Here is a 15,189-nt window from a genome sequence, read left to right as displayed (position 1 = left end):
ACTCCTACTGGAACATTCCGCTCCGACCGCGCCAAGCCCTTATAACGCGAATGGGACCAAGACCGCAAGAGAGGGCCCGGCCAGCACCCCCCGGGCCGCCCAAATTCTAACGGCTCTGGGACTTTTTGACGCCCCCTCGCCGCAGGAAATTGGGTTGTTTCGATCACGCAGCGCCAAGCTACGATCTTAAACACCCCCGATTAAGCTCCATTGTATCACGGCGAGGTGTGACAGTCTAGGTCGCTACCAGCAGGGCTCTCACGACCCCACCGCCACATGCTACACTGCTCGACCGCCGGCGTCAGAATGCGCCGGGCATGGGCGGGCGAGGATTCAGCGGCGCCATCGAATACTCCCACCACTCTCGGGATTCCTCATGCAGCGACGAATATGCGATCTGACCGGACAGGGCTGGCGACTCTGGCTCGATCCCACTGCCCCATGGCAAGACGACAAGCTCTACCTGCCCCCCGTAGACGTGTGTGTCCTCCCGGCCCGACCACCCACAGGGGGTTGGCATGTGCTCGAGAGCGGCCGATCCATAAGTGTTCCGGGAACGGTTGAGGAACATGTGTGGGACGAGCTGGTTGGGGATTATTGCGGGGTTTCGTGGTGGGTGCGCGACTTTGAAATACCTACGGACTGGGTCCATCATCACCTCCACCTTTGCTTCGAAGCGGTGCGGATGCGGGCCGAAGTTTTTCTGAATGAGAAGCTGGTCGGCTACGACCTTGTCGGACAGACTCCGTTCGAAGTCGATATCACGGATCGGGTTCGCCCGGGCATCAATCGACTCGCAGTTCGCGTAACCGATCCCGGAGGAAATTTCTCCTGGGAAGATTTCGATACGTTCGCTTGGGGTGGATACCGGGTCCCTGCCAGCCACGGATTTGGTGGCGTCACCGGGGGTGTGCAGCTACTCGCATTGCCAGCCATTCATGTTGCCGACGTATTCGTTCGTAACACCGCCGCAGTAACAACCGTTACACTCGCGATCACACTTCGAAATACCTCCGCGGAGGCCGCCCTGGTCCGACCGATCGTGAGAATCACTCCCGTGGCCGGGGGGGACCCCGTAACGGTGGCGGAACTGACCGCCATTGCTGTGCCGCCCGGTGAGCATGGGATTATTCATTCCTTGAGTGTTCCGGCTGCCCGCCCCTGGTCGCCGGCCGATCCGGCACTTTACCACTGCGACGTTACCCTGCACTCCGGCTCTACCGCCGCGACACCGCCCGTCGACACCCATCGCACACGCTTTGGTTTCCGATGGTTTACGCCTGAAGGCATCGGAAAACATGCCACGTTGCGTCTTAACGGTCGTAGAATCGTGCTCCGCAGCGCGATCAGTTGGAGCTTCTGGCCGCGCACCGGCAGTGTTCCCACGCCCCAGCATATCGAGCGTCACCTGTGCGCCGCCCGCACGCTCGGGCTCAACATGTTGAACTTCCACCGTGCCATCGGTGACCCGCGGATTCTCGACCGCGCCGACGAGCTGGGCCTCCTGTACTACGCCGAACCGGGTGGCTACTGGTGCCGCGGGGGGGACGCGTTCAGCTTCCGCTGGGCCCGGGAGCAACTCCTCCGCATGATCCGGCGGGATCGCAACCATCCCGCACTGGTGATCTACAACCTGATCAACGAACAGGAATGGGCGCCGCACGAGCGGCACGATTTCGACCTGACACTGGCGCAGGCCGCCGACCCCACACGCATCATCACCTACACTTCCGGCTGGAACACTCCGGGGGATGATCCGAAGAAGCTCCATGTGCGTCCCGGCGATCCACGGCCCTACCTTTACGGCTGGACCGACGAGCACCATGCCGCCGGCCCCGGCGTGCAGTGTGATGAGTTCTACCGCGCTCCCGACGACTACCGGTTGCGCACGACGAACGCCGGGGAAATTGTGTTCTGGGGCGAAGATGGAGCGATCGCGACACCGCCCCAACTCGAGCGGATCCGGGCGGAGCTCGAGCACGGCACCAACGGGTGGGACGGCGCCGCATACCGCGCGTGGCACGCGGGTTGGGCTGCCGCTTTCGCCGAACAGCGCTGGGACGAAGCATTCCCCACGCTCGACGACCTCGCCCGCGCCTGCGGTAACGTCGCGTATCACTACCAGGGCCGCACCATCGAGAACGTACGCCTCGGAAACCTGACAGACGGTTACGTCGTGAACGGCTGGGAGTCGCAGCCGCGCGAGAACCACTCCGGTATTGTCGATGAATTCCGCCACTTCAAGGGCGATCCCGCCATCCTGGCCCATTACAACCAGCCGCTCTATCTCGCCGTGAAACTGCGTCAGCGTGTCGGACATGCTCCGCTCAGTGCAATTGTGGACGTACACCTCATCAACGAGATCGATCTGCGCGGCCCGGCGCGGTTACGTGTTGTCATCACAGATTCCCACGGCCGGACCACGTCGGTACTCACTCGCGAGGTCACCGTACGCGGCGGCGACACCTTCGGCGAACCGCTCGCACTGGGAATCGCACTCCCCCCCGCGACGGTACCCGGTACACATCGGGTAGAGGCCTGGCTCGCACAAGATGGTCAGGACCGTGCCACCGGATTCGACGAATTGTTTGTGGTCGATTGGCGCAGCCAGCCGATCTCACGTCGCGGCGCAGTCTTGGGCACAGGGCTCACGATTACCACCTTCCTCCAGCAGGCCCGGCAAGTCGAACTGCCTCTGCTGGCGCAGGCGGCCTCTGCGCAGGACGGATTGGATTACCTGGTCATCGAGGGCTGCGACCCGTTGCCGCGCGCCGTCGTGCCGACGCTGTGCCTGCACCCCCGCAGCGGAGCACGTACCGGCCTGACCGGCGAGTACTTCCGCGGCCGCAACTTCGACACGCCGATTTTTCGCCGCGTCGACCCGACGATCGACTTTCTCTGGCCCCAGGGACCCGATCCGGCCATCGGACCCGTCGATTTCAGCATCTGTTGGCAGGGTCGGCTGCGGGCCCCGACGACCGGGACTTACATCCTGCACCTCTCACACGACGACGGTGCGCGGCTCTGGCTCGATGGCGAATTGTTGATCGACGAATGGACGCCTTACGAAACCTGGTCCGTGCCGCGCAAGCTGACGAGTTCAACCCGGGCGCTCGAACTGGTGGCCGGTCGGGACTACGAACTACAGATCGACTTCTACCAGCAACCACTGCCGTGGCGCGCCCTGATCAAGCTGGAGTGGACGACCCCAGACCTCGTCGCCGGCGCCGCTCCGGCAGTCCGCGAGGTGCTGCGGCGCGTACACGATGAGGGTGTGACAGCCCTGATCTTCAGCCACGCCCCCGAGTGGGCCCAGGTGCTCGCATCGGCGGGTGCGCTCGTCTATGAGGACTGGCTCCAGGGCGGCCTGTATTGGCTCGGCAGTAACTTCGTCGTTCGGGATCATCCCGTGCTGGCGGGCCTGCCGGTGAATACAGCGATGAACTGGGAGTACCAGGAATTCGCCCGTTACGAATCGCAGCGGACCGGCCTGGTGGTGCATCCCAAAGGTAACAAGGAGAACATGACCACGCTGGTCGGCATGGTGACAGGACACCAGCCCACGCTAGCCGGAGCGCTCACGGTCGTTCGGCACGGTGCGGGGTGCTTCGTGTTGTCGACGCTCGATTTCGCGCGGTGCCTGCTGGAGGATCGCGGACCCGCTGAGGTCCCGCGGAAGCTGCTGTGCAATCTGCTGACGTGGGCGACACGGCAAATGTAGCGGCATTCACCGCGCAGCGTGCCGGACACCGTCCGGAGTCGCCCACCACACTTCGGGGGAACGGGGGGGAACGGAATAGATCGGTCGTCGATCTTACCAGTGACCCCAGTCTCCGACGCGCGCCACGATGAAGTACAAGACCAGATTCGTCATGCCGTGCATCAGAACAAGGCAGAGCAGACTGCGCGTCCAGTAGAAGAACAGGTTGAACGCCATCCAGCACAGGATGCTCACGGCCCAGTTGTCGGGATGCTGCAGAGTCGACAGCAGCGCAGTGCCCAGGAACGAGAACCAGGTGAACTTCCCAAACGGGATTTTCTCAAACCCGTTCCAGTCCACCAGTGCCCGCAGCAGGAAGCCGCGCCAGAAGATCTCCTCCACCACCGGTACGGTGATCACCGCCACCAGCAGTCGCAGCGCCCACGTCGTATTGAAGAACTTGTCCGCCCCCAGAACCAGCCGCGGGTCCACGATCTCCTTCTCGCCCGGCATCAAGGGCAGCCGCCCTCCGAGCCCCAGGTCATCAAACAGCGTCTGTCCGGCCACCCACCCCCACGCCAACACCGCCCCACCCACAATCGCGATCGGCCAATGCGGGCGACCCCAGGGCGGCAGGAACGCTCGCAGCCGCCAAACCAGCACCAGCGGTAAAACTCCTCGCAGGGCGATCACCCACGGCACCCACTCCCGCGGGACCATCGGCACCAGCCCGAGGAGCAGGATATAAAGCATCAGTGGGGCGATCAGGACGAGGTCCGGCCGTCCGGCCGCCAAGGCATCGAACCGTGCGTCCCAACCTCCCGCCGTCTTCACCGCCGGTCCGGCCATCGTGATCTCCGTCCCAAACTTCGGGCTTCCGACGGGGCACTATAACCGCGACTGCGGGGGCGCGGCACGGGCCGTCGCAACGACACCGACCGACCCACGCGGGTGGCGGCGGGCATGGTGTGAAAACCGTGAAACGCGGTCAGCCCGCCCGGCGGGCTCGATACTTGGGTGAGGCCTGTGGAGCCCGCCCGGTGGCTTGCTGGCCGCCCGGGCTTCGCGTAGATTCGCAACGCATATGGGGGGGCGATCGAAAGGACCACACGTGCCAGAGGACAGTGCGGGATTCCTGCGACAGCACCATTTTCTACTGCGGCGGCTGCACTCACTGACCGGTCTCGTCCCGGTCGGCATCTTCCTGATCAACCACCTGCTCACGAATTCCACCGCCTTCTTGGGCGCGCAGCATTTTGACGAGCACGTCGCGTGGATTCACGCGATGCCGTGGCTGCTGGCCATCGAGATCTTTGGAATCTTTCTCCCGCTCGCGTTCCACGCGGGCTACGGCGTGGTCATCGCGCTGCAAGGCCGGCCGAACACGCGACAGTATCCCTACATGGACAACTGGCGCTACACGTTGCAGCGGCTGACCGCCTGGATCACGCTGGTCTTCATCATCGTGCATCTCGTGCATTTCCGGTTCGCCCACTGGTTCGGCGCGGCGGACTACAAGGATGCGATCCCACATTTCTTTACGCACACCCAGGCGGGCTTCCTCGACCTGTGGTTGCCGCTGTGGGCCTGGATCGTGATTTACGTGATCGGCCTCGTGGCAGCCGTCTTTCACTTCTGCAATGGACTCGTCACGCTCTGCATTACGTGGGGCATCACGGTCGGCGATGCCGCCCGCAGGAAAGTCGGCGTCGGCGCAGCCGGACTGGGTGTGCTGCTGATCGTGTGGGGCGTCCTCGCGCTCATCGCGCTGGCCCGGCCGGCGGTAGCGCCGCAGGGTTCGGGCGGGGAGAGTCCGGCCCCGGTGGCGACGGCCGCACCGGCACCGGACGGAGCATGAGGGCCGCGCTGAAAGACCCGGAAACGGCCACCGTGGTGGTTGTTTTCCTAGGATGAGACAGAATCCACTCGAACAGGGACAGGTGCGATGGCTCGGCAACGCGTCGTAATCATCGGTGGCGGTCTAGCGGGTCTGGCGGCCGCAATGCAGCTCGCCGAAGACGATGTGCAGGTGGACCTCATCAGCATGGTGCCGGTGAAGCGCAGTCACAGTGTTTGTGCGCAGGGGGGCATCAACTGCGTGAACAAGTTCACGCGCGCCCAGGGCGACACGGAGTGGAATCATTTCGACGACTCCGTGTACGGCGGCGAGTTCCTGAACAATCAACCGCCCGTCAAGGAGATGTGCGACTGGGCGCCGCGCATCGTCGATCTCTCTGACCGCCTCGGTGTGCCTTTCAACCGCTCCGGCGAGGGCAATCTGGCCGTCCGCCGATTCGGCGGCACGCTCTTCAAGCGCACCGTTTACGCGGGCGCATCCACGGGCCAGCAATTGCTGTACGCCCTCGATGAGCAGGTGCGCCGCTGGGAGGTCGAGGGTCGCATTCAGAAATACGAATTCTGGGAGTTCCTGGGTCCGATCCTAGATGACCAGGGGGTCTGCCGCGGCTGCGTGGCGCAGGACATGTTTTCGTTGGAGGTGCGCGCTTTTCCGGGTGACGCGCTGATTCTTGCGACCGGTGGATGCGGATTGGTCTACGGCAAGTCCACGATGTCGATGGTCTGCACCGGCGGCGCGAACGCCCGGGCCTACAAGGCCGGTGTGAGCTATGCCAATGGTGAGTTCGTGCAGGTGCATCCGACGGCGATTCCGGGCGCCGACAAGCTGCGTCTCATCAGCGAAGCGGCCCGGGGTGAGTCCGGTCGCGTCTGGGTGCCGCGGAACAAGGGTGACCACCGTCCGCCCAACCAGATTGCCGAGCACGAGCGTTACTATTTCCTCGAAGAGCGCTATCCCACCTACGGCAACCTTGTGCCGCGGGACATCGCAACGCGCGAGATTTTCGCGATCTGCAAGGAAGGGTACAGCGTCAACCCAAGTACGTTCGCGGTCTACCTCGACCTGACGGAGCGGGCGACGGGCATCAAGGCCCACGTCCTCCGCAAGAAGCTCGGCAACATCCTGGAGATCTACGAGAAGTTCCGCGGGGTCGATCCGCTCATGGAGCCGATGCAGATTTTCCCCGCGGTGCACTACAGCATGGGCGGCCTCTGGGTCGATTTCGAGAAGCATTCCCAGACGGGCGGGCTCCGGTTGGAGTCACCGCGGAACCAGCAGACCAACGTGCCCGGTCTGTTTGCCATCGGCGAGGCGGATTATCAGTATCACGGCGCCAACCGGCTGGGGGCCAACTCGCTGCTGAGTTGCGTATTCGCTGGCCTGATCATGGGACCGGCTCTGCGGTCCTTCCTGGGTAATTTGCCGGGTGGCAGCGTGGACCAGGTGCCGGGCCGGCTGTTCGAGCAGGAGACGGCGCGACACAAGCAGGAGTTCGAAGGGTTGCTCAAGAAGGACGGCCCGGAGAACGCCTACGAGATACATCGCGAGCTGGGCGAACTGATGACGCGCAACGTCACGGTCGTGCGGCGGAATGATGAACTGCGTCAGACGCTCGACGAGCTCGCCAAACTCCGTGAGCGCTTCGGGCGCTGTGGCTTATCCGATCACGGCACGTGGACCAATCAGACGCTTAGCTTCACGCGTGCTCTCGGCGACATGCTGTTGCTGGCCCGGGTCATCACGACCGGTGCGCTGCTGCGGGACGAGTGTCGCGGTGCCCACTACAAGCCCGAGTGCGCCATCCCGGCGCCGACGGCCGAGTCCTCCGACGAGTTGCGGAAGCAGGCCCGCACCTGGTGCGAGAAGTACCAGCGCCAGAACCAGGAATGGCTCAAAACCACCCTGGCGCGCTACACGCCGGGTAGCGACGACCCGCAAATCACGTACGAACCTGTGGACACCACCCTGATTCCCCCGCGGCCGCGGACGTATGGACTGAAAGGCGCCGGCATTATCGACCAGGTGTGGAAGGAATCGTTCACCACGCCGGCCGGCCAGCCGGCGTCTCCCGGGGCGGCGGCTTCATAGCGCGGCGGCGCTGAGGATGTACACATGCGTGAGCAGTTTTCGGTTCGAATCCAGCGGCAGGATGGCCCGGAAGGCCGGCCTTACAGCCAGACATTCCAGGTGCAGCGCCAGCCGGATATGAACGTCATCTCAGTGCTGCAGGCGATCGCGGCGCAGCCGGTCACCCAGAGTGGCGAGCGTACGACACCGGTGGCCTGGGACTGTAGTTGCCTCGAAGAAGTCTGCGGGGCGTGCTCCATGCTCGTCAACGGGCGTGTGCGCCAGGCGTGCAGTGCGCTGGTCGAGGAATTGTTGCGCGAAAGCAGCACAATCGATCTGCGACCGATGAGCAAGTTCCCCGTCGTCCGCGACCTGTTCGTGAACCGCACGCGGATGTTTGAAGCGCTGAAGAAAGTTCGGGCGTGGATACCGGTCGACACGTACGGGAACCTCGGGGAAGGGCCGACCGTCTCACCCGAGGAGCAGGAGGTCATGTACCCGATCTCGCGGTGCATGACGTGCGGCTGCTGCCTGGAAGTCTGCCCGCAGGTGAACGACGCCAGCGAGTTCGCCGGTCCGCAGGCCATCGCACAGGCCGTGCTGTTCAACATGCACCCCACCGGTAAGATGACCGCGGGAGAGCGGCTGCAGGCCCTCATGGAGCCGGGCGGCGTCGCCGACTGCGGCAACGCGCAGAACTGCGTGAAAGTCTGTCCCAAGGAAGTCCCCCTCACTTGGGCGATCGGCAAGGCCGGCCGCGACACGACCGTACATGCCGTCAAGAAGTGGCTGCTGAAGTAGACGGAGTGCCGGTCACCGTGCCCCCCGACATGCGGTGTTTTGCCCGGAGATTCTGACGTTCGCACGCGTAGCGCTGCGCCGCGTGGCACTGTGCCTATCGGGTTGCCACTTCCGCCTATTCTCCGTCCGGCTTTCGGTAGACCGCGAGTTGCGTGCCGCGTACATGCCGCAGCGGCAGGTGCCCGGCCAGCTCATGCAGATAGCGTACAACACCCGCGCAACCCGGCCGATAGTCATGCCAGAAGACCGCCCCTCCCGGCCGCACCAGCGGTAGAATCCGCTCGGTGTCAGCCCGTACCTGATCGTAACTGTGGCCACCGTCGATGTAGGCGAGGTCGAGCGCGTCGAAATGGTCGGTGTAGTTCACGCGCGCCGAATCCGCGATAACCTGTACGATACGGTCCGCCCACGGTGTACCGCGGTACAACCGCCCGATCCGGTCACGGGGCTTCTGGGTGAGACGCACGTCGGAGCCGGCCGGTGGCGCAAGTGCCGCCGAAACCTCCTCCGGGTCGATATCCACCGTCACGATGCGCCCGTCCGTCGGCAGATTGGCCGCGAGCTGCACGGTCATCGCGCCCTCGAACGTGCCGATCTCGACAACCCGGCGCGCATTCAGTGCGCGCGCCGCACCGCACAGGATGGGGGTTTCGATGCTCCAGGCGATCCCCACGGTCACCCAGGCGAGCGAGCGCAGCTCCGGAAACACAGCGTGAATGCTCTCTGTCGGCAGTCGCCGACCCGCGCCGCGGAAGAAATCCTGTTCCAGCACAGCGGCGAAGAAACGTCGGGTCGCACGGCGATCTGTCCACGGCAGCAGCAGGTGATAGCGGCACTGCGCAGCGACATAACGCCCTACCAGGGCCAGCAGATGCCCTGCGCGCCCCCAGCGGTTATCGAAGCGACCCGGCATGCGGGTATGGTATCATGAGGCCGAACGCGCGGTAGCCCCCCCGTAAACTCACCCGGCGCTCGGCCACACCCACGCCCCCCCGCCCTATCAGAGCCCGAGCGCGCTCAATCCAGGTCGTCAACGATCGCGGTCAGGGGGTCGACATCCCCTTCGGCATCGTCCAGCTTCGGACGCCCGGACAACTCGTCCTCCAGCTTGCCGCCCTGTTTCGATCCGTCGAGGAAGCCCTCCAGCTTTCGCGCCCGGACCGGGTGTTGCAGCTTGCGAATCGCCTTCGCCTCCACCTGCCGCACGCGCTCGCGCGTGACCTTGAAGATCTTGCCGACCTCCTCGAGCGTGTACGTGTACCCGTCCCCGATACCGTACCGCAACTTGACGATCTCACGCTCGCGGTACGTCAGTGTCTTCAACACCGCCTCGATGCGATCCTTCAGCATGTCGCTGCTGGCGCTGCTGACCGGCGACTCGGCTTTCTCGTCCTCGATGAAATCGCCGAAATACGAATCCTCGCTTTCGCCCACCGGCCGATCGAGCGAAATCGGGTGGCGGCTGATCTTCATCACACGGCGGGCCTCGGCCACCGGCATCTTCGCGTCGCGGGCGATTTCTTCGATGGTCGGCTCGCGCTTCAGGTCCTGGAGCAGCTTCTTGCTGATGTTTCGCAGCTTGCTCATGGTTTCGATCATGTGGACGGGGATGCGAATGGTGCGGGCGTGGTCGGCAATGGCACGCGTGATGGCCTGGCGAATCCACCATGTCGCGTACGTGCTGAACTTGTACCCGCGCCGGTATTCGTACTTGTCCACAGCGCGCATCAACCCGGTGTTGCCCTCTTGAATGATGTCGAGAAAGCTCAACCCGCGGTTGCGGTATTTCTTCGCGATCGACACGACCAGCCGGAGGTTTCCGCCCGCCAGCTTACGCTTCGCTTCTTCGTATTCGGCAAACACCTTCTGACCGTTATCCACCCGGCTGCGCAGATCCTCCTGGCCCTCCATCAGCAGGTCGATCAGGCCGCCCAACTCCTCCTTCATCGCCTCGACTTCGTCGGCCGGGAGAGTCTTCCCATGCTCCTTCAGCTCCCGCTGCAACTCTTCGATCTTCCCGCACATGGCCGCCATCTTTTTCATCAGCGGCGTGATCCGGCTCGTGCGCAGGGAGAGCTCCTCCAGCAGCGTCACCGCCCGCCGGCGCCGCTGGTTGATGCGATCCTGCGCCGCCTTGCGCAACGCAGCCGCAGTACGGTTGTCACGCACCAGCGCCCAGTCCCCGCGATTCAGTTCGAGCAGCTTTTGCACCGTGGCGAGGTTTGCCGGTAGCCGCTTGATGATCGTGCCCTTGGCCATGCTCTCCGTGGTGGAGATCTTCATCGTGCGGTCGAACGGCATGCGGCCATCGGCCACGGCCTGCATGATCTCAACCGCCTGCTGCATACAGAAGTCGTTCTCCAGCACGCGGCGCCGAAACACCATGCGGGTCAGTTCGATCTTCTTGGCGAGCGAGATTTCCTGATCACGCGTCAGCAGCGGAATCTCACCCATCTGGGTGAGGTACATGCGGACCGGGTCGTCAACCCGGCGGGCGTTGGTATCGGTCAGGTCGACCTCCGTCACCTCGTCGAGACTGTCACCGCCTTCGAGCGCGCTGACCCGCTTCCGCTCCGCATCCCGCAGCCGATCGGCCTCGATCTCGTCGATCATCGTGATGCCGCTCTGTTCGATCCGGTTGAGCACGCTCTCGAGCTTCTCCGGCGAGATGGCCTCGTCCGGCAACTGCTCGTTCAGCTCCTCCCAGGTCAGATACTTGCGGCGCTTCCCCCGCTCGATCAGTTCGTTGACGCACTGCTCGATCGGATCGATGTCCGGTTGTACGATTGCTGCCATCGGCGAACTCCCATCACCCGGGTGGCCGGCGTCCTCGAACCGACCTCTCCGGCATCCATGCTGGTGCCTGACTCTTACGCCCCCCGCCCGCGAGAACCGCGCGCTACCGTGACTAGGCACCGGGGTGCGAACAACTCCGTGATTCTTGCCGGCCCAAGCCGGATTTCTACGCGACCCTCTCACTTTCACTGCCGGCGGAGCCACTCCGCTCCGACCCAGTAGTCCGCGAACGCTCTCCATCTACGCGCACCGCCTGACGCTGCCGACCCACCGAAAGTGTGCCGGAGTGCCCGCGCGTGGCTTCCCGCAGCCGTCGAAAGGCCACCGCGTCGTCTCCGCCCGCCGCGCGCAGGGCATCCTGCAACGTGCCGGCTTCCTCGACCGCCAGTTCATGCGCCAATCGCGCTACCGCAGTGACGAACTCCTCTTCCAGCGATGTGTAGCCGGCGGTGCGGCTGGTCGCCGCGCCGACCAATTCGCAAAGCGCTGTTTCCTCGCAGCGGACGAGCACGTCGCCCACAGAGTATTCGCCGACCTCTTCGCGGACATCAAGCAGACGGTGATAAAGTCCGTCCCAAGTCACCGAAATCCCCATCGCACGGCCAACGGTATCATCCACATGTCGCCAGCAACCCGGGGCACGCAGCAGCAGTCCGAGAACTGTTTCCGCGGCCGTAACCAGTCCGCCGGACAAGCCGCGCACGGCCGTCTCATACTCGGACTCAAGGGGCGCCGACGGATCGCCGCCCGCAGATGTCTCTGGCCTATAACGGCTGCGTCGAAACTGGTTGAGCCGCTCGAACACTTCCTCGGAGGGAATACCCAGCAGCTCGCTGACTCGCCCGATGAGAAGATCTTGTTGCAGCGGATCGACACGTCCACCTGAACTGGCCCCCGCTAGAAAACTCAGGAAGCTTTCCACGGCGCGCCGGCGACCGCGGGCATCACCGTCATCAAACGACCTAAGTGTTTGCCGCCACTTGAATTCTAGCGCACCGAGGGCGTCGGACAACTGGGCACGGAAACCGTCGGCGCCGTGGGCAAGCAGAGCGTCGGCGGGATCTTTGCCGTCCGATAACACGACAACGCGCACGTCGGCCTGCGCCGACAACATCACCTCGATCCCACGTTCCGCAGCCCGTACGCCAGCCGCATCGCTGTCAAAACAAAGGTAGATCGAGGTCGCATGGCGACAAAGCAATTGTCCGTGGGTGTCGGTCAACGCCGTTCCGAGCGTGGCGACCACGTTGTCGAAGCCGTACTGGGCGAGCATGACCGTGTCCATGTACCCTTCGACGACGATCGCGGAGCGCGTGGTCTCGATCGGCCGACGAGCGAGATCCAAGCCGTACAGGATACGAGACTTGGAAAACAAAACCGTTTCAGGCGAATTCAAATATTTGGCGCGGTCATCCCCCAACGCCCGCCCACCAAACGCCACCACGCGTCCCAGTGCATCATGAATTGGAAAAATGAGTCGATTGCGGAAGCGATCATATAACCGACCGTTCTCGGACGTTCCTACCAGGCCGGCCTGCTGCAGCACCTCCGCCGACAACCCGGCACGCCGTCCCGCGCCCACCAAGTCGTCATGGCTATCAGCCGCCAGTCCCAGCCCGAACCGCTCGATCGACTGGTCCGTCAAGCCGCGCTGCAGGGCGTATTGTTTGGCACGCTCCCCGCCGGGTGTCGTCTGCAAATTGCGAATGAAATGCTCGCGTGCCCACCGAACGGCCGCGAGAATCTGCTCCCGCAGTTGCGCCGCGCGCGCGTCTGCCACAGTATTCGCCGTCAGCGGAATGCCCGCACGTTGCGCGAGCAACTGCAGAACTTCGCGAAACCCGAGGTTGTCCAGGCGACGGAGAAACGTAATCGCATCGCCACCGGCACCGCACGACCAGCACCGGAAAATCTGTTTGGACGGGCTCACGCTCATCGATGGGTTGTGATCCGCATGAAACGGGCACAAACCGACGAACTCGCGCCCCTTGCGGGTCAGTTGGACACGCTCACCGACCACCGCGACGATATCGGTGGCGGCCAAGACCTGGTCTTTGAGTGAAGAATCCATTGATACCAAGTAGGTGAGCCGCGGTTCTGCGCGGGGTGCATGCGCACCTCCAGCGCCGCGTAGGCCTGCACTCGCTCAGGCCGAGATCGGCAATCTCGTAATTATAACCCAACTTTCATGAAACGGCAAAAAACGCGGTGTTTCCCGGCATTTCACAACCTCACATGCCGCCCCGCGCACAGCGCGGTTTCTTGCGCACTCGCTGTGCGGAATCGCGCACGAGCACGCCGCTACTGCCCATATCGCAGCCAAAGCTCATCGATCGCCACCAGTGCAGCGCGTGAACCCGCGCGTATCTGCACATCCGCCAAGAGCGAGACCTCGCTCGGATTCGGGTTAATTTCGATGATCGTCGCACCGCGCGACTTCGCCACATCCGCCAGCGACGCCGCCGGCTGCACGACACCGCTCGTACCAATCACCACAAAGACATCGCAGGCCGCGGCCGCCTCGAATCCGGCCTCCAACACCCCTTGGGGCAGCAGTTCGCCAAACCAGACCACTCCGGGTCGGAGCTGCGCCCCGCACTCCGGACAGCGTGGGTCAGCTCCCAAGTCGTCCAGTGTCCGCGTTTCGTAGTTGCAACGCGTGCATCGGACCTCGTCAAGCCGGCCATGCAGTTCGAGCACGTTCCGCGACCCGGCCCGATGGTGCAGACCGTCGATGTTCTGCGTGACGATCGTGCAGGCCGCTACCCGATCCTCCCAGGCCGCCAGCACCCGGTGGCCAGCATGAGGAGCAACCGTCGCCAATTTCTGCCGCCGCCAGCGGTACCACGCCCAAACTTTCAGGGGATCGCGCTCGAAGGCCTCGGGAGTGGCCATTTCCTCGATGCGCACCTTGGACCACAGGCCGTCCTCACCGCGGAAGGTGTCGAGTCCGGACTCGACCGACATGCCTGCGCCGGTGGAGATACAAAGCCGCTCGGCGGTCAGCAGACACTGGGCAGCGGCGGTGAGGGCCTCAGGCATAGGAGCAGTGTAGCGGCTGGGGGTTCGCTTTCAGCAGGGGGCGCGGTATCATCTCGGGTCGGGCCCTATGTACCGTTTCAACCTGGCAGGAATCATACTGCGATGAGCATGACTGACCCACTGCGCCTGTCCCAGCAGCAGGTCGCCCAGTATCACCGCGACGGCTACCTTGCTCTGGACCGCATTACCGACACCGAGGACCTCCAGTTCCTGGAGGGCCTGCTCATGGGCCTGTTTGCACGGCATAGTGAGTTGCCGCCGGAACTCGCATATGAACTCGGCGCCGATAAGGCCACGAAAAACGCCAACGTCATTCCCCAGGTCATCAGCCCCCACAAGGTCGAACCGCGCCTGCTTGAGTCACGCTACTTCCGGAACGCTCGGATGATGGCCCAGCAACTACTCGGCGAGGACTGCAATTTCCTTGGCGACCACACCATCTACAAGCCGCCTCACAACAACAAGGAAACCCCCTGGCACCAGGACCAGGCCTACTGGGCCAAGGGCACCACTGCCTTCACCGTCAATTTCTGGATGCCGCTCCGGAATGCCCCCGTCGAGACCGGCTGCATGTGGTTCGTGCCCCGCAGCCACCTCGGTGACCTGTTGCCGCATCATCCGGCTGGCAATAACCCCAACATGCATACACTCGAAACCGACCAGGTCGATCCGAGCAAGGCAATCGCATGCCCGCTACCAGCCGGCGGAGCTACACTGCACGCGCTGAAGACGCTGCACTACACCGGCCCGAATATCTCCGACCATCCGCGACTGGCATACATCCTCACGTTCGGCTACGAGTGGCTGCCTGAAGGGTATCAGAAGCCCTGACCGCAAAATAACGTCAGTACCGCGCGTAGCGCATGGACACCCCCGCCCTGGACGACGCGTGTCGGGTTACGGTGACGCGGCGGAATCAGGCCCT

10 protein-coding genes are annotated in these 15,189 nt (G+C 63.8%); 5 read left to right on the top strand and 5 right to left on the bottom strand.

Annotation, left to right across the window (positions count from 1 at the left end):
• Nucleotides 1–376 precede the first annotated feature (376 nt).
• The gene (locus tag IPM18_15200; protein ID MBK9120926.1) at nucleotides 377–3,721 is read left to right on the top strand and encodes a hypothetical protein; all 3,345 of its coding nucleotides are present in this window, start codon (nucleotides 377–379) and stop codon (nucleotides 3,719–3,721) included.
• A gap of 93 nt (nucleotides 3,722–3,814) precedes the next feature.
• On the opposite strand, the gene IPM18_15195 is transcribed toward IPM18_15200, so the two are convergent.
• Nucleotides 3,815–4,549 (bottom strand): CPBP family intramembrane metalloprotease, encoded by a 735-nt coding sequence (locus tag IPM18_15195; GenBank protein ID MBK9120925.1) that lies wholly within the window; start codon nucleotides 4,547–4,549, stop codon nucleotides 3,815–3,817.
• Nucleotides 4,550–4,811: 262 nt separating this feature from the next.
• On the opposite strand from IPM18_15195, the gene IPM18_15190 reads away from it, so the two are divergent.
• The 3 genes from IPM18_15190 to sdhB all read left to right on the top strand — a co-directional run bounded on the left by IPM18_15190 (nucleotide 4,812) and on the right by sdhB (nucleotide 8,426).
• Entirely contained in the window at nucleotides 4,812–5,558 is a 747-nt protein-coding gene (locus IPM18_15190; GenBank protein ID MBK9120924.1) for a succinate dehydrogenase cytochrome b558 subunit, read from the top strand.
• Nucleotides 5,559–5,645: 87 nt separating this feature from the next.
• Nucleotides 5,646–7,646, top strand: coding sequence for a succinate dehydrogenase flavoprotein subunit (sdhA, locus tag IPM18_15185; protein MBK9120923.1), 2,001 nt, complete (start codon nucleotides 5,646–5,648; stop codon nucleotides 7,644–7,646).
• Nucleotides 7,647–7,670: 24 nt separating this feature from the next.
• On the top strand, nucleotides 7,671–8,426 hold the full coding sequence (gene sdhB, locus IPM18_15180) for a succinate dehydrogenase iron-sulfur subunit (protein MBK9120922.1): 756 nt from the start codon (nucleotides 7,671–7,673) through the stop codon (nucleotides 8,424–8,426).
• Between the two features lie 115 nt (nucleotides 8,427–8,541).
• Here sdhB and IPM18_15175 read toward each other — a convergent pair whose 3' ends face one another.
• The 4 genes from IPM18_15175 to IPM18_15160 all read right to left on the bottom strand — a co-directional run bounded on the left by IPM18_15175 (nucleotide 8,542) and on the right by IPM18_15160 (nucleotide 14,264).
• The gene (locus tag IPM18_15175) at nucleotides 8,542–9,339 is read right to left on the bottom strand and encodes a class I SAM-dependent methyltransferase (GenBank protein MBK9120921.1); all 798 of its coding nucleotides are present in this window, start codon (nucleotides 9,337–9,339) and stop codon (nucleotides 8,542–8,544) included.
• 104 nt (nucleotides 9,340–9,443) lie between these two features.
• Nucleotides 9,444–11,198 carry an RNA polymerase sigma factor RpoD gene (gene rpoD / locus IPM18_15170; protein ID MBK9120920.1) on the bottom strand — a complete coding sequence of 585 codons (1,755 nt, stop codon included), beginning with the start codon at nucleotides 11,196–11,198 and terminating at the stop codon, nucleotides 9,444–9,446.
• Between the two features lie 190 nt (nucleotides 11,199–11,388).
• Entirely contained in the window at nucleotides 11,389–13,266 is a 1,878-nt protein-coding gene (locus IPM18_15165; GenBank protein ID MBK9120919.1) for a DNA primase, read from the bottom strand.
• A 257-nt stretch (nucleotides 13,267–13,523) separates the two neighbouring features.
• Nucleotides 13,524–14,264, bottom strand: coding sequence for an NAD-dependent deacylase (locus IPM18_15160; protein ID MBK9120918.1), 741 nt, complete (start codon nucleotides 14,262–14,264; stop codon nucleotides 13,524–13,526).
• Nucleotides 14,265–14,366: 102 nt separating this feature from the next.
• Here IPM18_15160 and IPM18_15155 point away from each other — a divergent pair, with 102 nt between their 5' ends.
• Nucleotides 14,367–15,095 (top strand): phytanoyl-CoA dioxygenase family protein, encoded by a 729-nt coding sequence (locus IPM18_15155; GenBank protein MBK9120917.1) that lies wholly within the window; start codon nucleotides 14,367–14,369, stop codon nucleotides 15,093–15,095.
• Nucleotides 15,096–15,189: the final 94 nt, after the last annotated feature.

This window comes from Phycisphaerales bacterium (assembly GCA_016716475.1).
Classification (GTDB): domain Bacteria; phylum Planctomycetota; class Phycisphaerae; order UBA1845; family Fen-1342; genus JADJWG01.
Note: the sequence above shows the minus strand (reverse complement) of the source record. Positions and strands in the feature narration are given on the sequence as shown.

Bases quoted from the DNA above. Each gene is read 5' to 3' on its own strand.
- IPM18_15160 (MBK9120918.1), bottom strand. From the start codon at position 14,264: ATGCCTGAGGCCCTCACCGCCGCTGCCCAGTGTCTGCTGACCGCCGAG.
- IPM18_15175 (MBK9120921.1), bottom strand. From the start codon at position 9,339: ATGCCGGGTCGCTTCGATAACCGCTGGGGGCGCGCAGGGCATCTGCTG.
- sdhA (MBK9120923.1), top strand. From the start codon at position 5,646: ATGGCTCGGCAACGCGTCGTAATCATCGGTGGCGGTCTAGCGGGTCTG.
- sdhB (MBK9120922.1), top strand. From the start codon at position 7,671: ATGCGTGAGCAGTTTTCGGTTCGAATCCAGCGGCAGGATGGCCCGGAA.
- IPM18_15155 (MBK9120917.1), top strand. From the start codon at position 14,367: ATGAGCATGACTGACCCACTGCGCCTGTCCCAGCAGCAGGTCGCCCAG.
- IPM18_15200 (MBK9120926.1), top strand. From the start codon at position 377: ATGCAGCGACGAATATGCGATCTGACCGGACAGGGCTGGCGACTCTGG.
- IPM18_15195 (MBK9120925.1), bottom strand. From the start codon at position 4,549: ATGGCCGGACCGGCGGTGAAGACGGCGGGAGGTTGGGACGCACGGTTC.